The following is a 24,367-nucleotide window of genomic DNA, read 5'->3' on the forward strand; positions in this document are numbered from 1 at the left end:
CAATCTCGTTTATGATTAGAGTTTGCACCTGCATTATTTCCCATAAGTGTGGGATTAGCCAAATTAAGCAATGTTAACGTTGTCCTTTGCGAACCATATTCAATCCATACAGGTACAGTTCAGCAACCGCATAGACACGAGGCGGCGGATCATTGGCACGAGAACGTTCTGTGAGAATACCAGCTTCGATCATATCCCTGATAGTTTCCGTTAATTCGTTATCCTCCAGTTTCCAAATTTCCCCTAGTCTCTCTTCATCAATCGGAGAACGTTCAGTTCGTAATCTATCCAGATAAACTTGAAGTTCAGGATACTCGTTGCGGAATTCATCAACACGTTGTTCGGAAACATAGGGAAAAGAATCAATCAAAGCTTTGGGGCGCAGGACTATCTCTTTACTATACTCTGTCGAGAAGTCTTTTTCCCGTTTAACTGCTTCTTGTAATAACAATACTAAACTTCTCGGAAAACAGTTCTTTTGACCGTCAGCAATACGAGTCCGCACCCAATGATAAGTATACGCTTTTTTCGTCCGTCCCATCCGCTCACCCCAGAGAGGATACAAGCTAGTCCGAAGTTGTTCTAGCTCAATGGCATTTAGTCGTTCCACTGTTACCCCCAATTTTTGCTCTAAAAATTGGCTAAGAGTAGCCGAACTGGTTAAAGCTTGGCGTAGCACAAGTCTCCAGAGATCAGCCTCATCCCAACGGAGTTGGAGTGATCGCCCAGTGTAATGCCCTTTGTTGGTAAAGTTAAGTTGATTCCAAATATCTTCCCGTAAAAATATTTTAGGGACAATACATCTGAGACTTGTCCCACTCTCCAGCCACCAAGCCAGTAACGCTCCAAGTGCTTGTTTTCGACGAACATAGTCTTTTGGAGTCGAACCAAAACCAGCATCTAACTCATCATAAAGCAGCCATACGACCTGTTTATTCTCTTGCAACCAGCGGTCAATCGCTCGTAATTCATCAGCCGCTTGCGACCAAGCTTGTGGAGATTGAGTTCGATGGACTAACCACTTAACGATTGGAGAATGGGGAGGGTTGTCTTGATCTACTAATTCAACTAACTGTTGATCTAATTCAGGGAGTGAACGTAATTCTGGTATAGAATAACACAGTTGCAACAGAGCATAGTTTAGCCAAAAAATTGACCAACTATTCTCACCCACTTGTTGCTCATAACTCGCTAAATCATTACTTTCTAGGATGGGTCCAGGTAATCTAGGTTGACCATGGGCGGCTAAAAACTTAACATTGCTTAAATTAACCTCAGAATGGGCTAATTCTTTCGCTTTTTGGGCTTGTTCGACAAACAGACGAAACAGCAAGCTTTTTCCAGTCCCTTTAGCCCCCCGAATTAACCAATTTTTGTTGCTTAAAAATCTGGGAAAATCTTCAGTGCGGTGAAATATATTTGGTATGTTATCTGCCTCTATTTCTTGGGCGGTTGCTGCATCAAAGCTTAATTCATTTAAAATATCTTCACGTTTTCCTGAAGTTTCATCTTTTTCTAGTTCAGGCTTTACATCAGGTAAACTTGCATCAATAGCATCAGCAATTGGCAAATAATTATTCAGTAAATTTCTAGAAATATCAATTAAACTGGATGAACTTGTAATGCTGGGATTATAGGGAATTTCATAGTAAAGTTCTCCCACAGTCATTTCACTCGGTAAACCCCAGTTTTCCTCAATCCAATCTTCAACCCTAGTGATCCAAGTTTGACGCTGTTCTGGTGCAACTAGAGGCATAGGCGTAAGCAGAAAGCGAAGATCAGGTTTTCCTTGATAGTCACGGTGTTTCCGCACCCCTTTTACAACCCAGCGTAATCCTTCAAAACTCTGGTCTGTGGGTGAAAAGCAGAGGATACCCGTATCAGCGAGATCAAAAAGTGCGATCGCGCTGGTATCATTAAATCCAGGACGTGCATCAACCAAAATCACATCTGGATTTATCTGAGTGTTGATATCTTCTATAAGCTGATTAACGGGATTGGTTTCACCTTGATAGAACTTTTCTAGAGTGTGTCGATCCAGATCAGCTAAACGATGAATATAATTTTCATTATACTCTCCCACTGGCACTAAAAACAGTTCCCCACGAGTGGGTAAGTTAATAGGATAGACACAACTCTCAATGGGAGGAATATTCTGATCAGGAGTCAAATAGCGTTGGTGCAAGTAATCCAGTACCCCGTATATTTCTCCATTGAACGTTTCTGTATCTGAGCGAAACATAATCGAAATTCCTGGGGCTTCTAGGTCAAAATCGACCATAACAACTCGACGATTACGCCTTGCCAATATACTGGCGACTAAGCCGAGAGCAGTAGAACGTCCTACACCTCCCTTGAATGAGTAAAAAGTAACAATCAAAGGACGCTTAGGACTATCTTCATCGATCTGAATCGGTTGGTCAGATTCTGGAGCCATTAAAATGTCTGACCACAGTGGTAATTGGATAGTATATGAAGGTTTTTCTGTTGCTTCTTGGGGAGTTAACAACTCATAGCCAGCAATGGGGTATTGACCCAAATCAGTATTAATAGGTTCTAAAAAAGAATCAATTTTTTGTTCGCGCCATTCTAAGGGCTGGTTTGTAAACAAATGAGTAATAACCCTAAGTTTCAACCATCCTAGTGAAGTTAGCTTTATTTTTACCTGTGCCTCAGTATCTTCAGATTTTAAAGAATTAATAATATGGTCTTCAATCTGTTGAGAAAATTGAGTTGAATGGGTCATGACGTCTCCCCTTGTTGATCTAAAATAAACCGATGCAATACTTTAATAGCTTTGATAAAGCGTTGACTCTCCTGCTCATCTCCCATTTTATCTGAATAGCGTAAGGAATCATTACGCCAAATGTCTGAAACTGTATTCCAGGCATCTCGATAACGATTAGTGCGGTCTAATTCTATCGCACGTTGTAATGCAGGTACACTTTCCAGTAACTTGCTCAGACTATGTAATTGTGAACCAGATAGTCCCTGTTTAAATACACGAGTATCTTTAAAGTTAGTTTTTCCTTCCCTGTCACAAATAAGAGATTTGAGAGAGCATTCAATGGCATAGCCCCCCAAATAAATAGAACCTGTCCAACGCCCTTGGTCATGTAACACTTGAGCATCTTCACACCGACGCCGAGAAGCACCAAGCTGGCAGCGTCTATCATAAGTATCGGGCAAGTAATAGTCCTCCGATATGATCGAGCCGTATTTTTCTAGCGAATAAGGACTATTTTAGGACTATTCTATTTCCGGTGGCAAGGGTGGTATCAAAGGTTCTAATTGAGTAATCAGCGTGGGAATATCGGAAGTCACAACAGACCAAATTCGTTCTTGCCTAATCTCCTCATACTGATGGGCAATAACATTCCGTTGTCCGATAATATCACTCCAGGGGATTTCCGGATGTGCTTGACGGAAATCATCTGACATTCGTCTCGCCGCTTCGCCTAGAATCTCTAACTGTCGCTCAACGGCACTCTGAAGCAAAATACTCTCTAGATAAGCTTCATAGGATAAACCAGCCGTAAATTCTTGAAGGCGACGTGCCGCCTGTAACATATCCCAAAGATAACCCGATTCGCGACTATTGGGCTGCATAAATTACCTGTTTTGTACTTAGAATTTCATAACGCCGGAAAGGATTACGTAAACACTCCTTTTCCACTAAATCAACCTCCCGCCTAAACATCGTTTTCAGTTCTTCTTTCATTTTAATGATGTCCCACAGACTCCACTTAGCCTCCGGCGCAAAACTGATCAGTACATCGACATCACTATCGGGACGAAAATCATCTCGTAAGATAGAACCAAATAGGGCAAACTCAGTAATTTGCCAGCGCTGGCAAAATGCAGCAATCTCTTCCCTAGATACCTCAACCTTTGGGCTAATCGTCGTCATCTTGTTTGTAGTAAGGGCTTAACGCTTATATTTTATTAACGTTATATTCCTATATTAAACCTTGAACAGTAAACCCGAAAATCAGCAAAATTTTTGAGTAATACTGCTGCAAAATCATTGAACAATGGTGCGTTAGCAAAGCGTAACGCACCCTACTGGCTATAATGGTGGCATAGATTTAACCATTAAGGTTGTAGGTTGGGTTGACGCATGTTACCCAACGGAATCTAGGAACCAAGGTTCCCTACTACAAGCCGAATCTAATTCATAAAATAAGGTGTGCCACGCCACTATAAAGGTGACATACTCCCTCCCATGAGTACGTTAACCCATTCCTAAACTAATCTTTAAACTGTCACCCCTTCTAATTCCTCATCCGTCAACTCATACAACGCCTGCAACTTCTGTAACTTTTCCTCACTGGGTTGCCAAAATCCTCGTCCACTTGCCTCCAACATCCGGGCGACAATATTCCGAAATGCCTCAGAATTTGCCTGTCTTAACTTCTCTGCCATTTCCGCATCTAAAGCATAAGTATCTGCTGCTTGATCATACACCCAATCATCCGTAAAATCTGCCGTCCCACCCCAACCAATTAACGCCGTCATCCGTTGGGAGATTTCATAAGCACCACCTGAACCTTGACTTGCCATTGCTTCTGCCCATTTGGGATTCAGCAACTTGGTGCGATATTCTAACCGCAGTAAGTCATCTAATTGGCGCGGGGTTGTATCTTTAGAAAAGCTTTCCACAAAACTGGCACTCACTTTCTTCCCCCGTTGTTTCTCAGCCGCTTTTTTCAATCCCCCGGTATTGGCATAATATTCCTGAATATCAGTTAAACCGTATTCCACGGAATCAATTTCTTGAACCACCTGGCTGGTTGTTTTTAAGAGTTGAGTTAGAACCTCTGGACGCGCTTGTCCTTTATCTTGACGCCCATAACTAAATGAATTGCGACTTTCCCAGGTTTTACCTAATTCCTCTCCCGATTCCCAGTTTCCATCCGTCACTTGGTCATTGACTAAGGAACCAAAATCACCCGCTGGATTAGAAAATAATCGGGCAGAATTATTCTGGATTCCTTGGGCTTCTAACGCTAAGGCGTGTTTGCGAATAAAATTCTGATCTTCGGGTTCCTCCGCCTCCGCCGCCCGTTTAAATAAGTCATCGAGTAATTCAATGATATTCACAAAACTATCCCGAAAAATACCCGATAAATTTGCCAAGACATCAATCCGGGGATGTCCCACGTCTGCTAAGGGTTGTAACTCATAGCGAACAATTCGCCCCGTTCCTTCTTTGATGGGTTCTGCCCCCACTAATTCGAGTAAAATCCCCAAGGATTCTCCTTTGGTTTTAATTGCATCCAATCCCCATAACATCACCGCCACGGTTTCCGGATAGTCTGCCTGTTCTTGGAGGTGTTGGGCGATAATTTTTTTGGCAATCTCTCGTCCTCGTTGATAGGCTCCCGGTGAGGGCATCCGATAGGGGTCTAAGGCATGAATATTTCGTCCGGTGGGTAATACGCCTACACCATCTCGTAATAAGTCGCCGCCCGGTGCTGGGGGAATGTATTCTCCATTTAATCCCCGTAATAGATTGGTCAGTTCATCAGTATTTTGCTGTAATAAATGGGCAATTGTTTCTATTTCAGTAGCAAGGGAATCGGATTTGCCATTTTTATCCTTAACCAGAGATGTTGTCGATAATTGAGTCGTTTTATCATCTCCTATTTTATCCATTACCTCCTTAACTAAATCCGCTGCACCATTGTCGCCAAAATAAGCGTTTAAGTAACTCGCCAAGGCTTCTGAGTTTGGCGGTTCACCCAAGGTATGCAATCCGGAGGAAAATAGTCGTTGTTCTACGACTTGTAAGTATTCATACAATTTGACTAGATAATGATTAAATGCTTCAGCGCTGAATAAACGGACATTATCAGGTGTGAACGTAATCCCTAATTTCTTCGCCTCATCAAAGGGACAATCAGCATCTAAGCCACTATCCACAATTTTCTGACAAATGTCAGGTTTTAAGGCATAGTTTTTATCTGGATCTTCTCGGTACTCAGCAATTAAATCTCGCAGTGCGACTAATTCTTTATACAATCCCGCCCGCCCATAGGGAGGGACATTATGAGAAATTAGGACACCATAGCCGCGCCGTTTTGCCAAAATGGATTCTGAGGGATTATTGGCAGCATAAATATAGAGATTGGGTAGATCACCGAGCAAAATATCTGACCAAGAATAGCCCGTATTTCCTAATGGAGAACCGGGCAACCATTCTACTGTGCCATGCATCCCAAAGTGAACCACAGCATGAGGGTTAAACTCATGATGGAGCCATTGATAAAACGCGGCATATTGAGGATGAGGTGTCATATCCCGTTCAAACATTAACCGCATCGGATCACCTGAAATACCTAACGGAGGTTGTACGCCTATCCAAATATTTCCTAATTGAATGCCACCAATTTGCAACTCATCCCCGTAGGTTTTAATCCCGGTTCCGGTGAGGGATTTCCACTGCTTTTCGATGCGAGTGGTGAACAGATAGCCGAGCCATTTTTCTAGGGTTTTAACGTTGACGGAGTTTGTCGGTGAACCCTCATGACTCATTGCTTCATCGGCTTCTTTAACCCGACGGATAAGTTCTTCGCCATCCTCCGGTAACTCGCCAACGGTATAGCCTTGCTGCTTGAGGGCGTGGAGGACTTTCAGGAGCGATCGCGGTACATTGAGTAAAGCTGCTGTTCCTGTCGCCCCATATCCGGGCGGGAAACCATAGAGAATGATGGCAATTTTCCGTTCTGAGGTGGGTGTCTGTCTCAGTTCAATCCAACGCTTCAGACGCCCAGTTAACCGTTTCACCCGTTCGGGAATCAGATAAATATCCTCTCCCACCAATCCGCCCAGAGGAACCGTGTCAATTGCCCCATCTAATTCCGGTAATGCATAGAGTACCACCGATTGCAAGCCACCAATTCCTTGTCGCGTCCAAGAGTGAATATCCTGAATCAGTAACGGTGCGGCGACAATATAGGGAACATTTTTCGCCGTGAGGATGCGTTTTGCCACCTCAACTTGACGCCCTGCTTCCATAGAACCGGCGGGTCCTCCGACTAATGGAAAGCCAATTGTAGAAACAATTGCATCAACTTCAACAGCGTCTTTGGATAAAGAGGGTGTATCAATTGTTCCCTGTTTTCGTTGGGCAGTTTCATCCGCCGAACTCAGCCAATCTCGCACAGCCACATGTCCTTCCACACCATTAATAAAGATAGGAACAGGGATTAATCCAGCCTTCTCAAACTGGCGAATTAATTGAGGAATATACTGTTGTTTAGAGACAACATGTTTGCGGTAAAGGAGAATCCCGACAACGGGAAGAGATCCCCCCCAGCCCCCCTTAATAAGGGGGGTGTTAGAGGGAGATGGGGAGGAAGCATTATTGTGCTTTTGCCGATACCACTCCAGATAATGCCGTGGCAAGGTAAAATACCCGTCATAGTCGGGATGTAATAATCCCATGTTGGGGGTTTCGACTGGTGGGGGAATGTCTCCAACTTGTAATCCTAAGTATTTTTCAGCGAGTACCCAAAACATTGAAGCCACGTTTTCCGAACCGCCAGCATTCCAATACCCGTAGATAATCAGCCAGTTGCGTAAATCCTGAACTTTTTTCGCCGGAATATATTTCAGCAGCTTGGGACCCGTCTTCAAAAAGCTGATGTAACCCGCGAGTTTATCTTCTTCTCGTCCATTACTAAATTTATCCAGAATAAACTTAATCGGCTTGGGCATTCCTTTGGGCTTGTCGCCAATTTTAAACGCCCCGATTTGAGTCAGACTCATTAATTCTAGGGCGGATTCAAAGACAAGGCGGATGGGGATATGTTGCGTTCTCTCCCGCAGCCATAATACTTGGTCATAATCAAACAGCAGACTGGCGAAGAAGACATCAGCATCCTGGAGGGCGGCGGCGACGATATCCGGTTCTGTGGTCAAGGATTGGTCGCTAAATACGCGAATATCCAAGTCTGGACAGCGCTTTGTCGCCCAATCAGCCGCTTGGCGGTACAAGTCGGCGTTGAACGATTCAAACCCAGCGATTAAGACGATGCGTTTCATAGACCCAAGCCCGAACGATTTCTTCATCCTTCGATCTTAAAGGGTCTGGGGGATAAAATCCTGTTTTGTCTAGATTGTTCCAGATGTTGTATGCAACGTCTCTACACAGGTTTTGCGATTCGTTGCTACACCAAAGCTGCACTTCGGGCTGTGGCTGCTTTCAATTCAGCCTCGACAAGACTATCGAGTTCAGCTTGTTGTTCTGGAGGTACCGTCTGTCCGCGATCGCGTGCTGTTCGCCATTGATTCATCAATTCAGATAAACGCTGTTGTTCAAAAGCACTAAAAAACCAGTCAGGACGAAAACTTTGGAGAATTAGTAGGGTATCTAATTCATTCCCTTCTAACTGAGCGGTCAATGCATCTAGCGCTTCACCTGCGGTTTTACCTGTTGATTGCTTGTTACCTGCAATCGCTCGATAAAGTCTACCACCGCTCGCATTGGATACTGGCAAGATAGCAACTGTCGTCATGTCTTTACCGGAGAGTCTCTTGTTCACTGATTATAGTTGGTTCAAGGCTGGCGATCGCACGGCTGCGTAGAACCTTATAACCCTACCCTAACCCTCCCTAAATCGACCCCTCCCTAACCCTCCCCTTGCCAAGGGGAGGGAACTCGAACGGCTAAAATCGCGTAACTAAACAAAACAAAGCCCGCCGAGGCGGACTTTGGAAAAATTAGGGAATTATTCACCATTTACAGAAGTTTGATATTCGAGAAATTAAACTCCTGAACGGATTCTTTACCATCAGTCTCCGTGCGAATAATGCGCTGGGTCAGGATAACATAGTCGCCAACCTTTTCGTAATTATCTTCAAACACACTTTTACCGCCCTTTTGTTCACCCGTTTTGGGGTCATGGTAGACGGAATCATAACGGTGAGAAAGATAACCTTCGCCCGTGTTGTGGGAACTAAAGGTGTTAATCGTAACGACAACACCGTGAATGTGACGGTGGACGTGGGTTACTTCATTATCACGGACTTTATAGCGATCGCCTTCTGCTTTACCACCCATTAAAAGTTCCACAGCACCTGTCTCATCGGTATCCCCGAAGGAGAAGGTGTTCTTTGCGTGGGTGTCTTCAAAGGAACGACGAACCCGGTGAATCGCGGTTTCCCAAAGTTGAGAGTGAATCGCTTGCTTGGCGTCTTCGTCTTCGACATCGAAGACTTCGGCTTTCATATCCGGGTTAACCCGAACCTTCCCTGTAACTACCTGATCATCCTGTTTGAATGTCACATCTGCGGTGTAACCGGGGAAATCTTTATCCCAGGTGTAGCGGTTCTCATACGCCGCCCGAAAGAAATCACGCGCTGATGTTTGAACTCCAACCATCTGCTTCTCCTATATGTTTACTTTTGCGTTGCTGTAAACTAGCATAGTCGGGACTATCTAGCCTGTATAGACCCCAAGTGGGTACTGTCTGCGTAAACTACGCCACTGGGGAGCAGGGGAAAATAGTGAGTGGTGCAAGATGTAAGTTAAACGGCAAAGATTTTAACATCAACCCCATTTATTGACTTACAACTTTTAATTTATAGGTGAGACAATTTTTAACGTTTTAACCACAGGAATTATAGCTTCAGTTGCCAGGATAAATTGCTTTCTAATAAAAGGAGAAGTCATCGCGGACAGAAGACCCCCGTAATCCAGGTTAAAATTCACTTCATCTCCAACTTGTAAGTTGTGGTTCTTGCCGTCGAGAATAATATGATCACTGCTAGCTCCGAGTATTTCTAGCTTTTTCTTCGATTTCAAGCTAGATACCAGAACGTCCTGCCTTCCCAAAGCAATAATCACTCTCTGGCTAATTCCTCGATCTGAGAAACTAGGAACGTTTCCAAAAGCATCTTGACAGATCTCGCCAAATGGTAGGGAGGGCTTTGTCTTGGACTCAATAACTTCGGCAACGAGTTTGAATGCCTCTGTGTGTAAACCTGGAATCGCTTTTCGGTTCACAGTTTCGCACCCTAAAAGGATGGATTCACCCAAGCGAAGATTGTTGATATTGCCGATATATTGAGCCGATTTATACCATTCATAATTAGCCGAATTACCGCCGGATATTATTTCCAAATCAATCTGAAATTCTTTTTTGATGTCATTAACCAGTTCAGACAATTTATGCATATTTTTATTGTCTGGCTTTACTCCACCATAACAAGCCAAATTGCAGCCAATACCAACAATTTTTATATGGGATAGAGAAAGAGTTTTTCTGATAAATTGAGAAAGATCACCAGGAAGTACCCCTTCCCGCAGATCTCCCAACTCTACCATCACAATTATTTGATGATTTCTATTATGTAGTTTTGCATAATAGGAAAGTTGCTTAATCGTCTCGATTTCAGTGTTTAGACTAATGTCTACACTTGTAACCACAGCTTCAGCCTGACTGAAAGGAGTGCGTAGAAGCACAAACTGAGTGGATATCCCAGCATTTTTCATTTTTTGAATGTTTTCAATGCGAGAGTCAGCAATAAATCTGACTCCACCTTGAATCATTGCCTCGACAATAGAAGGTTCTCCTAGCACTGCTTTGGAGACTCCCATCAATGAAATTCCTCTGTGCCCATAAAGTTCACATAGCATTCGGGCATTGTCCCGTATTTTAGATAGGGAAATTTCTATCCTTGGCATAAACAATTTCATTGATTATTTCCAGACGATTACGTCTACCTCATTCCCAATACAGGCATTTTTTCTAAAGTCTTCCGCTTGATAATTTGATTCAAGTTGGGAAAATGATCACCTAAAGCTTGAATGATTTTTTGGCATCCATGATTCAAGACATCCATTGTCGGCAATTGAAACTGCCTCTCATAATCCTCTATGATTGTCAAAATCTCTTCATCTGCTAGGTTTTCATGGCTTAATGCAATCGCCATAACTTTAGCTTGAGAAATCGCTTCAATCAGTTTAATTTCGCTTTCAACAGTTGGCATTGACAAATGAGGAAAATCGCACCGAAATTTCCTAGCTGGTGGATGTTGAAGGATAATACCATCGGGCATACTTCCTTTCAAGATGCCGAGAGAACCCATAAAAGCGGGATGACTAACGGCACTCTGTCCCTCAACTAAAATGATGTCGGGACGTTCGTTGTCAAAGGCTTGAATAATAGAGTTTTCTATTTCACCAATCACAAATTGGGAAATCAGAGCATCAATCGATATGCCATACATTGCTCCCTGCATCAAAGCAGTTTGACCCGTCGCTACCAATACTGACTTTATGCCGAGAGTGTTGAGGGACTTGTTGAGTTCTATTGCGGTTGTCATTTTGCCGCAAGCACAATCTGTACCTAATATGGCGATTACAGGAACATTAATTTTAGAGAGTTGACCCGTAAAGACGTGCAAATCTTGTAATTGTGGAGGTTTTCTGATATCTTTAATTTGGATATTATGTTGGGCAGCCATCTGGGTAAACTCTTGATCTTCAGAGAAAAACTGATGAAGACCGTTAATGATATCCATTCCTTTTTCCATGGCTTCTAAGATAAGAAGCCGTTCTGCCTGGGATATAAAGGCATCTAAAGGAGCTTTGCCATAAATGTAACAGTTGGGAACCTCTGAAAGGTTAATTAATGCTTCATTTAAATTAGCAAAAATGGGTATACCATTCTTTTCTTGCCCTAATTCTTCCCCGGCGTCTTTACCCGCTCGTGAACTATCAATCACCCCAACAATTGTATACCGTTCAGAGTGTCGAACCAACCCAGCGGCAGTTTTTCCGTCGGCTAAACTAAATTGATTTTCGCAGTAAATTAAAGCCGTTTCTTTTCTGATTGTCATTTTAATTAGTTTCTTTTATTTTTTTTACTCATCAGGATAGTTTTTGGTAATTGCCAAGTATTTCGACAATTTAGAATTTTATCTACATACTTGAAATCCTTTCCTGGAAAGCTTCCTGTTAAACTGTCCCTTAAACCGTCTTGGAGAAACTTCTATTTAAGCTAGCCATTTCAACCACAGCCTCTCGGTGAAACTGAATCACACAAGAGGCTGATTCCCGATAATGGATACGGCTACAGGTAGATACTTTTAGTGTGATCGTGTTAGGGGTCGAATCGAGTAACCGTTGCACCGTACAGGGTTGCCTCTTATTCTTGCAGTAGGCAATGATGCGATCGCCAACTTTAATATCGAGTGCTTGAATGTTCATTAATACTCCTCCTTTGGGTCAATGAATTGGCTGTGTCAGTCGTATCCAGCACGAAAAACGGTTTATCGGTACGACTCAACCGAGGGACCATTAATTGTCTTGGAGGTGTCGTGATTGGCTAAGGCTTTTATTGCTCAAAGCCCGTCAGATCATCAAGAGTAGATTTCTCGCTCCTAGCTACTCTACTGTGGTAGTACCTCTTCAGAGTAGCATATAAAAATGGCAAATTATATCAAAATAAAATTTTTAGCGTCAAGATAATGTCGCTATACTGTAATTACTGTTCACCCCGATAAAAAAAATGAACTCTCCTAAGCGTTCAGGTTAAACCATGCTGACTTATTTAACAATTCGTTCAAAATGATAGATTATGACCGTGCCAAGTACGATGAACCGTTCTCTCCACAGTTTCTTCCAAGCGATCGCAGATGCTCGTGATGAGCAGGAACTTCGCCTGCAAATCATGGACGAATTAGGGGAGCATTTTCAGGCGCAGTATTGGGGGCTGTGTCTGCTCAACGAAGATTCTCACGCGGCTGAGGTGCAGATGCAAGGGGGAGCGGATACGGAGGGGTTTGTCGCCGATTACAATAAGCTGGCGCGAAAGGTCGATCCGGTGTTACGCTACGTCATCGAACACCATGCTCCCGCCCATGAACAACTGGTATTCTCTCCAGAGGTTTGGAAACAATCTGAACTGTACCAGAATTGTTATGCTCGCTACGATCACGAACATGTGATGATGGGTCCGATTGTCAGTGGGGGGCGTTTAATGGGTGGGGTATATTTTGCCCGTGCTTCTGATGCGCCTGCGTTTGATTATAAAGATTTGGCTGACTTAACCGGATTATGCTTGCATTTATCATCACGTCTGGCTACCTTGCGATCGCAAGCCAAAAAATCCCAGTCTCTCGTCGCTAATCGCCTCACTCCACGAGAACGGGAAATTGCTGATTTAGTTGCTAAGGGGTTGACAAATGCAGAAATTGGTGCAGAACTTTGGATTACCCAAAATTCAGTAAAACAGGCGCTGAAACGGATGTTCCGTAAGTTGAATGTCTCGGCGCGTGCGGAGTTAGTGGCGCGATTGCAAGATACTGTGTAGAGACATTACATGCAACGTCTCTACAATCGGGTAAGAAAAGGGTTCAATAATGTCATACAACCCTAGATATTGCCAGAAAGAAATCAGTTTACAGGAAAATTCCAATGTAGGGGCGGGTTTAGGAACTCAATGAACGGGTAAATCCATACATTTCATACAAAACCCGCCCTTCAACGGTATTGAACCTAACCGATAACCTCAATTCAAAATCCACCACTTACGGTTAAGAATAGGGCGGGTTTCGTTGTTTTATTTGGGGTGTGTCTACTTAATTTAACCGACAAACATCAATTTATTGTAAAAATTTTGCCCTCATGTTTAAAATCTTAGCAGAGTCTGAGCTATAAAAAATCCGATTGCCAAATGTGAACAGCACGTTGAGCCAAATGCCTCTGGCGTGCAGCAATTGTATCCGGGTTCCATTCTTCAGCCGTAATTCGTTGAGTGAGCTGATAGACACTCTGCTGATATTTTTCTTGCTTACTCTGATAGTTTTTCTGCCCAATATCCCGATTAAACGAGGGTTCTAAGAGGGTCAGATTTCCCAGACGATAAACCATTTCCTCTATTTGCCGCTCCGTAAAATATTGCCGCCATTCATCGGTGGGCACTTCCGGGAGAATATGTTCGATAGAAAAACTATTTTCCTCCACCTGTATACCTGACGCATCTACCTCTAACTGACTGAGGATATAACGAACCAGTCTACGCTTTTGCCCTTTTGTCGAGATTGAGAGTAGAGAAAAATCTTGTTTAAATTTTTCGTCGGTGACATATACCGGACGAAGAGTATCAAATACTTGTCGTGGCGTTGTGATAGTTCCTTCAGCAATATTAGTGGCAATAGCATTGTAAAGGGATTCTAATTCATTCGGATTTAAGCGGCTAACAATACTATAGCGGAACGAGATGATAACGATAAGCTTAAGTAAGCGCGTAAAATTGTCCGGAGAAAACCGCTGATAGGCAGCAAATAGAGTCGGGTAAGCCTGTTTGACTCGAAATAAATTCAACTCACGGATGTAAGGTTGGTTCTCCGGAGTATCACGCCAGAATTCATCATTGGGATTGCTGAGGGCGACATATAAACCACTAAAGTTCTCAAGCTGATCCAATAAATCAAACGCTTTGGTTGCATCATTAACCGATGATCGAACCAGCTTGAATAAACGTTCACGCCGCACTCGAGTATGTTTTAAACTCAAATAGTAACGCAGAAATTCTGGGAACTTCTCCATCTGAACCGTATTGATAATGCGTCGCCATTGGCGCTGTGCTTCTTGTAAGTCATCAGGTCCTCGAAAGAGTGAGAAGAGGTAATTTTTCAACAAGTCAGTGGAGGTTAACTCTATTCCTCTAGCATTTAATGTCTCAAAAACCGTATAAGCATTCAGTTCATCTTCAACGCTGATTTGAATTAACAGCAGTCCTTGAGCCACGGTATCGGTAATAAACATTGCCAATTTTTCGCCATCTTGAGTCACCTCTGGCAGTTTTTCTAATTGAGTAAAGAAGTATTCAAAAGCTTGCCATAGGAGTTGATTTGATTTCGAGAGAGAACGAATATTTAGGGGTTTTCTCAGGTTAACTAAATTACTTTGATAAAAATCATTATTATTTTCATTCAAAATCAGTTTACTTGAATATCGTAGAGAACGAGGGTCTCGATCGCCGAGATAAGTACGCTTTAGAATTTCTTGTCGTTCTTGGTTAGCTTGAGGATCAATGCCTTTCTCAACCAGCTTTTGGAGCATTTCAATAACAGCAACGGCAATAATACTAAGTGTGGCTAGGCGTTGCTGACCGTCAATAATGGTAAACGATTGATCAGTCGTCCCAGAACGTTGCAGGACAATGGCTCCCATATAATGACTGATACTAACATTATTATGCAGCATTAAAATATCCTGCCAAAGGTCTTCCCAATTCTCCTCTGTCCAGGAATAATCCCGTTGAAACGGCGGAACTCGATAGATTTTTCCGTTGCTAATTAAATCGCCGAAGCTAGTTGTGCGAGTATCTAGAAGGTTAATCCGAACCATAAACAAAGAAAATAGCGATCGCGGGTGGTGGAGAATGGGCGGGTTTTGTTGTTTTATATGGGGTGTGTCCACTGATTTAATCCCTAAACCCGCCCCTACACTATCATGGTGCGATCGCGGGTGGTGGGAAATGGGCAGGTTTGGTTATCAATGGAGTCAACTCGATTCGGTATCACTGGCTTGGAGGAGATGGGGTATCCGGAACAGTTTGCTACACTAAGGTTAACAAATAGATAGCAACAGATGGTTACGGGTGTAGGAATTACGGACACTATAAAAAGCTTAAACGATCTGCGGGTGCGCTGTAATTTGCGTCAGGCGGATGATGATCGTTTTTTCTGTGAGTGGGTTGGCAATTTACCTGAACTCGACGAACAAGAAGAGGCGGGTATTACTCGGATTAAGCAACGCTATGATTATCATCGTGGCGATGGTTTGTTATTGGAAGGTACGATTAATCTGGTGGTGGTTTCGCCACTATTGGAACTTGCAGGGTTTCTTGATCCACCTTTCCGCATTCGTTCGCCTTATGGGGTTGGGTTAGAACTTGATGATCCTGAAGAAACGATTCGCGGTTTAATTGATACGCTGGTTGTACAAGAACAACTTTGGATTTTGGTAATTGAGTCGAAGCGAACCAGTATTCCGGTTCCGGCAGCTTTACCGCAGTTACTGGCTTATATGTTAGCGAGTCCCCAGCGGGGGAGTTCAGCATTTGGTATGGCGACAAATGGGGATGAGTTTGTGTTTTTAAAGCTAAGTCAAGGAGATAGTCCAGAGTACGATGTATCGCGGACTTTTTCGCTGTTTCCTAGGCGACATGAGTTAAGTGCGGTTCTACGGATTTTGAAACGGTTGGGACAAGCGGTAGTAGTGGCGTGGCACACCTAAAATGGTAGATTAGAATTGTAGGGGCGCAAGGCTTGCGCCCAGTTTAACCCTTCGACTTCGCTCAGGGTTAAACGTCAAATCTATTCCACAATTTTAGCTGTGTCAGTCCAGTAGAGTTATAGTATGTCCAGCAAATCACCCAGGATAAAAAATTATCCCAGTCTCCGAGTCTCCGCGTCAGTCCTAATTATGGGTATTCAAGCGAACATGATACATAATATGAGAGTATTTATCCCAGACTCCGAATAGTTAAAAGGTATGATCTAATGATAATACTCTGCAACAATAAGTGAGGAAGCTGATGAGCGAGGAGTTAATTACCAATATTTACAACGCCTTCGATCCATTTCAACCGTTAGAACCTGATGATCCAGTTTATGTGGACTGTCATCAAGTACGCGGGGATGAGAATATTTTTCGCGAGTTAGGCAAGAAAATTATCCGATCGAAACAACCCACTTGTCAACTTTACACGGGACATCGAGGAGTCGGCAAGTCAACGGAACTCAAACGGCTCAAAAACCATCTGGAAGAAAAAGGTTTTTTTGTCGTTTACTTTGCGGCGGATCAGGAAGATATTGACTCGGAAGATGCCCAATATACCGATATTCTCCTCGCTTGTACCCGGCATATTTTAGAGGAACTCGAAAATCTGGCGAGTCCCAAACCCTTGCAAGAGTGGTTGAAAGGGCGATGGGAATCTCTGAAGGGTTTAGCCTTGACAGAAGTATCTTTGGAAAAGGTGAATTTAGAGACGACAATCTCCCAATTTGCCAAACTAACAGCCACATTAAAAGCCGTTCCCAGTACACGAGAAACCATCCGCAAGCAAGTTGATATCCATTCAATTTCTCTAATTGATGCCCTGAATGAATTTATCACGGAAGCTAAGACCAATCTAAAAGACTCGAAACTAGCTGTAATTGCCGACAACCTCGACCGAATTGTACCTGTCACTCGCGCAGATGGACGCAGCAATCATGATGAGATATTTTTAGACCGATGCGGACAACTCAGGGCGTTACAGTGTCATGTTATCTATACTGTACCCATTTCATTAGTCTACTCGAATCGAGCTACACAAGTGCGCGATAACTACGGAGACTGCCAAGTTTTACCGATGATTATGGTGCGAAATACCGATAACTCGGTTTATGAACCTGGATTAAAAACACTCAAAGAACTGATAGGTAAGCGAGTCGGTCAATTTGCCCCTGATGCTTCCCTAGATACCGAAATTTTTGATCAATCTGAAACCATTGAGCGATTGTGTCTGGCAAGTGGGGGTCATGTGCGGGAAGTGATGCAGTTGATGCAAACAGCACTCGACTGGACAGATGATTTACCCATTACTAACAATGCCGTGCAACGAGCGATTACTAAAGCCCGTAATAACTATCGTAATGCAGTAGATGCAGAGGACTGGCAGAAGTTAGCCGAAGTTTCGGTTTCAAAAAGTATTCCTAACGATCTTGATTATCGCAATTTATTATTTAACCGCTGTTTGTTAGAGTATCGCCATGTCGATGAAACAGGAGAAATTAAGCGCTGGCATGATGCCCACCCATTGATTAAAGAAATTGATGAATTTCGAGAAGCGCTTGATACAATTAAGAAAGGAGAATCAGCATAATCCCGATGAAACCAATCCCAGCTAATTTTATTGATGATTTTTCTCTCGATTTAGGGGAAGAGTATCAACCGCTACGGCGTGCCTTAAAACGGCGCAGAGGATTTGGCTTGCTGTTTGTCCGCTGTTCTCCCGCCCAAGGGGAACGGTTGATTGCCAGAGTACGAAAGGATATTCCCCAGAAAACAGTTGATCTTTTATCCTTAGACGAACCTATTGATAATCTCTACGAAATTATTGACCATCTCCCGAACAAAGAAAAGCTGGATATTTTGTTTATCAAGGGGCTTGAAAAATCGTTGGTGGATTATATCAAGCCTGGGATTGGTGGAGAAGGTGACTATTATAAGGAAGACACTGTACCCCGCATTTTAGGTCATTTGAACCTTCAGCGAGAACGATTCCGCGATGATTTCCCGATTTGCTTTGTCTTTCTGCTGCCTTTATACGCTCTTAAATATTTCATCCGTCGCGCTCCTGATTTTTTTGACTGGCGTTCGGGAGTGTGGGAATTTCCGACGAGTTCAGACTTGGTTGAACAAGAAGCAAGCCACCTTCTTTCTAAAATTAACCCTGGAGAGATTTTAAGACTGGCTCCCCCCGAACAGGAGCGGAAGCAAAAACTATTGGAAATCAAAGAAATTCTGACAGAAGAGTATCAGATATTAAAGCAAAAAACTGCTTTAGTGCTTACACAAGGATGTCTTTTTTTGGCTGGCAATGAATCTGAAGACGCATTAGCTAGCTTCGAGCAATTCTTAGAACTCCAACCCAACAATGACCAAATTTGGTTGATTCGAGGAATGATACTATCTGACTTGGGAAGATATGAGGAAGCGAGCGCCAGCTACGATAAAGTTCTAGAAATCAAACCTGACAATCATCATGCCTGGTGCTTACGGGGTATTGCTCTATATCTCTTGAAAAGATATGAGGAAGCGAGCGCTAGCTACGACAAAGCTATAGAAATCAAACCTGATGACCATTATGCCTGGTATCACCGAGGTGATGCGCTATTTCATTTAGGAAGAGATGAAGAAGCGATCGCCAGCTACGACAAGGCTATAGAAATTAAACCTGACGATCAGGATACCTGGTTTCATCGAGGTATTGCGCTATATCATTTGGGAAGATATGAGGAAACGATCGCTAGCTACGACAAAGCTATAGAAATCAAACCTGACGATCATAATACCTGGTACTTTCGGGGTATTTCGCTATCTTATTTGGGAAGATATGAGGAAGCGATCGCCAGCTTCGACAAAACTCTAGAAATCAAATCTGATAATGGCGATGCCCGGTATCGTCGAGGTAATGCGCTATATGACTTGGGAAGACATGAGGAAGCGATCGCTAGCTTCGACAAAGCTCTAGAAATTCAACCTGACAATTATTATGCCTGGTACTTTCGGGGTATTGCGCTATTTCATTTGGAAAGATATGAGGAAGCGATCGCTAGCTATGAAAAAGCCATAGAAATTCAACCTAACAATCATCATACCTGGAATCTTCGGGGTAATGCGTTATCTTTGCTGGAAAGATATGAGGTCGCAATCACTAGCTTCGACAAAGCTCTAGAAATTCAACCTGACAATTATTATGCCTGGTTTTTCCGGGGTATGGTGCTATGTTTCTTGAAAAGATATGAGAAAGCGCTCGCTAGCTTCGACAAAGCTCTAGATATCAAACCTGATGACCATTATGCCTGGTATCACCGAGGTGATGCGCTATTTTTATTGGAAAGACATGAAGAAGCGATCGCCAGCTTCGACAAAACTCTAGACATCAAACCTGATAATGACGATGCTTGGTATCGTCGAGGTAATGCGCTATTTGATTTGGAAAGATATGAGGAAGCGATCACTAGCTACAACAAAGCCCTAGAAATTCAACCTGATAATCATCAGACCTGGTGCGTCCGGGGTATTGCGCTATTTTTATTGAAAAGATATGAGGAATCGATCGCCAGTTATGAAAAAGCCCTAAAATTTAAACCCGACTACCACTATGCCTGGTACTTTAAAGCTTACTGTTATGCTTTACAAGGTAATGTTGACTTGGCAATCGAGAACTTGCAGCAAGCTATCAAGTTGAATCCTGACAAATGCAGAGAAAAGGCTAAAACCGACTCAAATTTTGACAGTATTCGGGAAGATCAGCGGTTTCAAGGGTTGATAGACGGCTAAAAGGGAGAGTCTCAGTGAATACCCACTATCGTGAAGTCGCCTATCTATTATACGGTGACTAATGACTTATCTTCTTCCCATGACAGCAATGAATCGAGTTTTCCTGATTCTGAAAATGTTCGCGCCGCTAGCAAACAACGCAGCCAATCAACAGACATCTTGGCGGAATAAAGTCCTTCTTGTCCGCCAATAACGAGTTTTTCGGTTGCTTCAGGTTTGGATAAATCAACTAAATTATAAAAATCCAGATTATCGAAGGTGACTGAAACAACATATTTTCCAGCAGAACCACCGCCAATCGTCATGTAAGTCTCATCATCGGCGGCTAAGGTGACTAATGTTTGATTTTTTCCATTTAACTGGCGGATAGCTGTTTCTATCTGACTCCAATCCGGATTTTCGATTAAGTCACCTTGATTTTTGTTGCCAACCCATTTTTCTATTGATAAGTTTGATACAAACATCATGCGCCTAGTTGGTCAAAGTAATCCAATAATTATTAGGATAGGACTTACGTAAAGCCTCTATTCGTAGGGTGTGTTAGCGTAGCGTAACGCACCTTTGTCCCCATAAATGGTGTCGCTGCGAAAGAGTAAAGGGCGACCCAATCAAATTGAGTGGACACCGTTGTGGATTGGTGCAAGCGGGTCGCCCCTACGATAAACAATAAACTATATTCCGGAGCGATCGCGCTCTATCCTTCCTCCGGCTTTCGACCGATAATGGTACGATGTGGCGGGTCACTCGCCACGGTGACACGATGTTCAAATTCTACCGTCTGCATCAGTCCTTCTACATCCAAGGTGTAATAATCATCTGACCAAGGATCAGTGCTTTTCATGAATGCTTTAAAACCAAGCGATAGCGCGGTTTACCATTACGAAGCTTTTCTATCGCCTCATTCACCTGCTCAAAGCTGAAGGTTTCGGTAATCGGTTCAACGCCCTGTCGTGCGGCGAAGTCGATCATCCGAGCAATGGTGACTGGACTGCCTACGGGACTGGCTGAAATTGACTTTTGACCGACAATTAAGGGGAAAATTGGGGTGGATAGGGGATTGGGGATGACTCCAACAAAGTGTAACCGACCTTTGGGACGTAATGCAGCAATGTAGGCGTTCCAATCGAGGTCAGCACAAGCCGTGGAGAGAATAAAGTCAAAGGAATTCTGCACGGATTCTAAGGCGTTGACATCGCCCGAATTGATAAAATGAGTTGCTCCCAATTCCCGTGCTTCTGCTTCTTTGTCTGGACTACTGGAAAATGCTGTAATTTCACACCCCCAAGCCTGGAGGAAACGCAGCGCGATATGACCTAATCCACCAATACCAATCACGCCAACGCGATCGCTCGGTTTAATGTCAAACTGAACAATAGGGTTAAATACGGTAATCCCGCCGCAGAACAGAGGACCTGCGGTAGCGGGATTAACTGCCTCGGGTAGGGGAAACACCCAACTGTGATCAGCACGAACTTTATCCGCGAATCCACCATGACGACTGATAATAGTTCCTTCTGCGTTCGAGCAAAGGTTGTGATTCCCTGACATACACCATTCGCACGTCATGCAGGAACTCGAAAACCACCCTAATCCAACCCGTTGTCCTAGGTTTAGCGTTGTGACTTTATCACCCAATGCAGCAATTGTACCCACAACTTCATGACCTGGAACAAAGGGATATTCTGTCATTCCCCACTCGTTGTCCAGCATACTCAGGTCACTGTGACAAATCCCGCAATACTCGACATTAATCTCGACTTCTTCATCGCCGAGAGTACCGGGATCATACTCGAAGGGTTGGAGTTGTCCTCCGGGTTCATGAGCGGCATAAGCTTTGATCATGGTGAAATCTGTAATAGTTGCTGTCTTTCATATTAAAGGATTGAACCACCTTCTATTGGAAAAATGGTGTACCCTTAGTTACGGTTGATGGAAATAAAGCCAACTATACTAAGTTAGAGAAAGATTCCTCAAACTCTGACAAATGACCAATGACAAATGACTAATAACCAATGGAACAGGACGTTTTCCGCGAACTTGCTAACACGCTGCGATCGGCGATTGGGTTGCTGGATGGGGAACAGAACGCCCAACTCCGCCAAGACGCGATCGCACTCTGCGATTATCTGGAGAATCCGATTTTCCGTATTGCTGTTTTTGGTCCGTTTAATTACGGGAAATCAACCTTACTCAATGCTTTACTAGGGAAACGTACCCTACCTATCGACTTAATCCCCACCACAGGCGCGGCGATTCATATCTGTTACGGGAATGAATTACATACGCGCATTACCCTCAGTAATGGTCAACACATTAGCGAAAACGGTACAGATGTCCTGAAACAGTTTGCCATATTAGATGACCAACGGCGGATGCGGGAGGATGTAACCAATGTTGAGTTATTTTGTCCCCATCCGTTCCTGAAAACGGGGGTAGAATTGCTGGATTTACCGGGAACGGATGATCGGGAAGCCCAGGACGCTTTAGTTCGTGACCAACTGCTCTCGGCTGATTTAATTATTCAGGTTCTCGATGGGCGTAAGTTGATGACATTAGGGGAACGAGAACACCTGAGAGATTGGTTATTGGATCGGGGGATTACTACGGTTATTTTTGTGGTGAATTTCCTGAATTTATTGGAACCCGACGAGCAGAAACAAGTCTATAACCGTTTGCTGTTTGTAGCGGAAAGTTTCCGATCGCAACTTCCCAATAATATCAGTAATATCTATCGCGTCGATGCTCTCCCCGCCTTACGCTATCGACTCAAAGGCGATACTGCCGCCGCCCAAACCACGGGGTTAGATATGCTGGAATCGGCGCTGCAAAGCATTGTCGCCACGCGCCATGAAACCCTCGCCATCCGCTTTCCCCGTGTGGAAGCGATCGCGTCTCAAATCCAACAGGCTGCAACCGTGAAAGTGCAAGCCGTTTCTGCTGAAATTGCGGTGGCTCAACAAAAGCATCAAACCAAATTAGAGATTAAACAAAAAGCCCAAAACCTGATCCAAAAAGGATTCGCCGCCAGTGTATCGGATTTCCAAGGATGGCTGTATTTACCGAAACTTTTAGAACGCTATCAATCGGAACTGGTTTCAGCGCTACAACAGGGTACATTTAATCTGTGGGAACAAGGCGGTTTTAAAGAGGCGATTCAGGAACATCAACAGGGAATTGTTAAATGGGTGCATCAAGCCAGTGAATTTTTTGATCGCCAACCCCCCACTGATCTGATAATTCCCTTTCCCAAACCCCCAGAAGTTAAGCTTCCTGAACCCCCACCCCAAGCGAAAGGAACCAAGGGCGTTACTCCAGTTGCGATCGCGACAGGATTGGGTTGGGTATTTGGTGGACCCGTTGGTGCGGCGGTGGCGGGTGGGGCGACGTATTTGTTGAATAAAAATCCCAGCGATTCTGCACCGCCAAAATCTTCGACGGCTTATGTAGAACAAGTGACTCAAGCTTATACTGATGCGGCGACAGAGTATCTAAGTTGTTTTAGCCGCGAGGCGGTTTCCGCTTTGGAAGCCTATGAGAAACTGGCGGAAACGGTGATTAATGTTAATTTGACGAATGAACCATTAAAATTGACAATTGAGCATCATCAGTTACAGTTATTGCAAAATGTTTTAGCGAATTTGGAGCAAGAATTGGAGCGGGTGCGGTTAGCCCTGAATTAAAGCCCTGAACTAAAGTTCGGGCTGAAAGCTAAAACCCGTTAAAACGGGTTCAAATCTTTTAATGGAGTAAGCTTTAGCTTACTTAAGCTTTGGGTTCCGGAAATTTATTTCCCGGCTATAGGTTAAATTTAGAATAGCAACATTATAGGAGTCGCCCTGAACTCAAGTCGCCCTGAACTCAAGTACTCTAAGAGAAGCCGCTCCGCGTCTACGGGCTAAAAGCTAAAACCTGTTAAAACGGGTTCAAATTCTTTAATGGAGTAAGCTTTAGCTTACTTAAGCTTTAGGTTCCGGAAATTTATTTCCCGGCTACTTTTGATAACGCCATTTTTGCGCCCGAACCACACCAACTAATTTAATTCCACTCTCAATTTGAGCAAATCGCTCTTGTTTGACGGATCGCGCTGAACTCTCCTGCACAGAGGTTAAGCTATAACTCAGGAGTGCCAAGACTAATGCCGTGGCGGTTAAATTACACGTAAATCTTATGTTAAACATTGCCCTGAAATAACCTTACTCAATCACTGGCAAGACTCCAGTGGTAAACTCAGCTATGACTTGGTGATGGAAAATCACCGGGATAAAACTTCCTGTCAAGTAAAATAATAAACTA

At 43.5% G+C, this 24,367-nt stretch carries 20 protein-coding genes; 5 read left to right on the plus strand and 15 right to left on the minus strand.

The window, feature by feature from the left end:
- Positions 1-73: 73 nt before the first annotated feature.
- The 10 genes from RIG66_RS17775 to RIG66_RS17820 form a co-directional block, all read right to left on the minus strand.
- Complete coding sequence (locus tag RIG66_RS17775; RefSeq protein WP_446380101.1) at positions 74-2,746, minus strand: P-loop ATPase, Sll1717 family; 2,673 nt, start codon at positions 2,744-2,746, stop codon at positions 74-76.
- Complete coding sequence (locus tag RIG66_RS17780; protein WP_446380102.1) at positions 2,743-3,189, minus strand: hypothetical protein; 447 nt, start codon at positions 3,187-3,189, stop codon at positions 2,743-2,745. The genes RIG66_RS17775 and RIG66_RS17780 overlap by 4 nt, the downstream gene beginning before the upstream one ends.
- Before the next feature lie 60 nt (positions 3,190-3,249).
- Positions 3,250-3,609 carry a HepT-like ribonuclease domain-containing protein gene (locus RIG66_RS17785; protein ID WP_446380103.1) on the minus strand — a complete coding sequence of 120 codons (360 nt, stop codon included), beginning with the start codon at positions 3,607-3,609 and terminating at the stop codon, positions 3,250-3,252.
- A complete protein-coding gene (locus tag RIG66_RS17790; RefSeq protein WP_446380104.1) occupies positions 3,596-3,910 on the minus strand; it encodes a nucleotidyltransferase family protein in 315 nt (104 codons plus the stop codon). The genes RIG66_RS17785 and RIG66_RS17790 overlap by 14 nt, the downstream gene beginning before the upstream one ends.
- Before the next feature lie 347 nt (positions 3,911-4,257).
- On the minus strand, positions 4,258-8,049 hold the full coding sequence (gene bchH, locus RIG66_RS17795) for a magnesium chelatase subunit H (RefSeq protein ID WP_446380105.1): 3,792 nt from the start codon (positions 8,047-8,049) through the stop codon (positions 4,258-4,260).
- Between the two features lie 125 nt (positions 8,050-8,174).
- The gene (locus RIG66_RS17800) at positions 8,175-8,522 is read right to left on the minus strand and encodes a hypothetical protein (RefSeq protein WP_446380187.1); all 348 of its coding nucleotides are present in this window, start codon (positions 8,520-8,522) and stop codon (positions 8,175-8,177) included.
- A 224-nt stretch (positions 8,523-8,746) separates the two neighbouring features.
- On the minus strand, positions 8,747-9,388 hold the full coding sequence (locus tag RIG66_RS17805) for a DUF3386 domain-containing protein (protein ID WP_446380106.1): 642 nt from the start codon (positions 9,386-9,388) through the stop codon (positions 8,747-8,749).
- A gap of 195 nt (positions 9,389-9,583) precedes the next feature.
- The gene (locus tag RIG66_RS17810) at positions 9,584-10,705 is read right to left on the minus strand and encodes an alanine/ornithine racemase family PLP-dependent enzyme (RefSeq protein ID WP_446380107.1); all 1,122 of its coding nucleotides are present in this window, start codon (positions 10,703-10,705) and stop codon (positions 9,584-9,586) included.
- A gap of 23 nt (positions 10,706-10,728) precedes the next feature.
- The gene (locus RIG66_RS17815; protein WP_446380108.1) at positions 10,729-11,850 is read right to left on the minus strand and encodes a DUF1611 domain-containing protein; all 1,122 of its coding nucleotides are present in this window, start codon (positions 11,848-11,850) and stop codon (positions 10,729-10,731) included.
- Positions 11,851-11,980: 130 nt separating this feature from the next.
- Positions 11,981-12,220: a hypothetical protein gene (locus RIG66_RS17820; protein WP_446380109.1), complete on the minus strand. Its 240-nt coding sequence runs from the start codon at positions 12,218-12,220 to the stop codon at positions 11,981-11,983.
- A 370-nt stretch (positions 12,221-12,590) separates the two neighbouring features.
- Between RIG66_RS17820 and RIG66_RS17825 the strand changes: the two genes are divergently transcribed.
- Positions 12,591-13,325 (plus strand): helix-turn-helix transcriptional regulator, encoded by a 735-nt coding sequence (locus RIG66_RS17825; RefSeq protein WP_006098879.1) that lies wholly within the window; start codon positions 12,591-12,593, stop codon positions 13,323-13,325.
- Between the two features lie 341 nt (positions 13,326-13,666).
- Here the strand turns inward: RIG66_RS17825 and RIG66_RS17830 are convergent, their stop codons facing one another.
- Complete coding sequence (locus RIG66_RS17830) at positions 13,667-15,367, minus strand: DUF262 domain-containing protein (RefSeq protein WP_446380188.1); 1,701 nt, start codon at positions 15,365-15,367, stop codon at positions 13,667-13,669.
- Between the two features lie 243 nt (positions 15,368-15,610).
- Between RIG66_RS17830 and RIG66_RS17835 the strand changes: the two genes are divergently transcribed.
- From RIG66_RS17835 to RIG66_RS17845, 3 genes are all read left to right on the plus strand, one after another.
- A complete protein-coding gene (locus tag RIG66_RS17835) occupies positions 15,611-16,258 on the plus strand; it encodes a type I restriction endonuclease subunit R (protein ID WP_446380110.1) in 648 nt (215 codons plus the stop codon).
- A 301-nt stretch (positions 16,259-16,559) separates the two neighbouring features.
- Positions 16,560-17,891, plus strand: a complete 1,332-nt coding sequence (locus tag RIG66_RS17840) for an ATP-binding protein (protein WP_446380111.1) — start codon at positions 16,560-16,562, stop codon at positions 17,889-17,891.
- A 5-nt stretch (positions 17,892-17,896) separates the two neighbouring features.
- The gene (locus tag RIG66_RS17845) at positions 17,897-20,074 is read left to right on the plus strand and encodes a tetratricopeptide repeat protein (RefSeq protein ID WP_446380112.1); all 2,178 of its coding nucleotides are present in this window, start codon (positions 17,897-17,899) and stop codon (positions 20,072-20,074) included.
- A 47-nt stretch (positions 20,075-20,121) separates the two neighbouring features.
- Here the strand turns inward: RIG66_RS17845 and RIG66_RS17850 are convergent, their stop codons facing one another.
- The 3 genes from RIG66_RS17850 to ahr all read right to left on the minus strand — a co-directional run bounded on the left by RIG66_RS17850 (position 20,122) and on the right by ahr (position 21,916).
- Positions 20,122-20,541, minus strand: coding sequence for a hypothetical protein (locus RIG66_RS17850; protein ID WP_446380113.1), 420 nt, complete (start codon positions 20,539-20,541; stop codon positions 20,122-20,124).
- Positions 20,542-20,768: 227 nt separating this feature from the next.
- Positions 20,769-20,915, minus strand: coding sequence for a hypothetical protein (locus RIG66_RS17855; RefSeq protein WP_446380114.1), 147 nt, complete (start codon positions 20,913-20,915; stop codon positions 20,769-20,771).
- Positions 20,912-21,916, minus strand: coding sequence for an NADPH-dependent aldehyde reductase Ahr (ahr, locus tag RIG66_RS17860; protein WP_446380115.1), 1,005 nt, complete (start codon positions 21,914-21,916; stop codon positions 20,912-20,914). The genes RIG66_RS17855 and ahr overlap by 4 nt, the downstream gene beginning before the upstream one ends.
- A gap of 170 nt (positions 21,917-22,086) precedes the next feature.
- On the opposite strand from ahr, the gene RIG66_RS17865 reads away from it, so the two are divergent.
- Positions 22,087-23,754, plus strand: a complete 1,668-nt coding sequence (locus tag RIG66_RS17865) for a dynamin family protein (RefSeq protein WP_446380116.1) — start codon at positions 22,087-22,089, stop codon at positions 23,752-23,754.
- 309 nt (positions 23,755-24,063) lie between these two features.
- Here the strand turns inward: RIG66_RS17865 and RIG66_RS17870 are convergent, their stop codons facing one another.
- Positions 24,064-24,252: a hypothetical protein gene (locus tag RIG66_RS17870; protein ID WP_446380117.1), complete on the minus strand. Its 189-nt coding sequence runs from the start codon at positions 24,250-24,252 to the stop codon at positions 24,064-24,066.
- Between the last annotated feature and the right edge of the window lie 115 nt (positions 24,253-24,367).

It is taken from the genome of Coleofasciculus sp. E2-BRE-01, assembly GCF_040221695.1.
Classification (GTDB): domain Bacteria; phylum Cyanobacteriota; class Cyanobacteriia; order Cyanobacteriales; family Coleofasciculaceae; genus Coleofasciculus.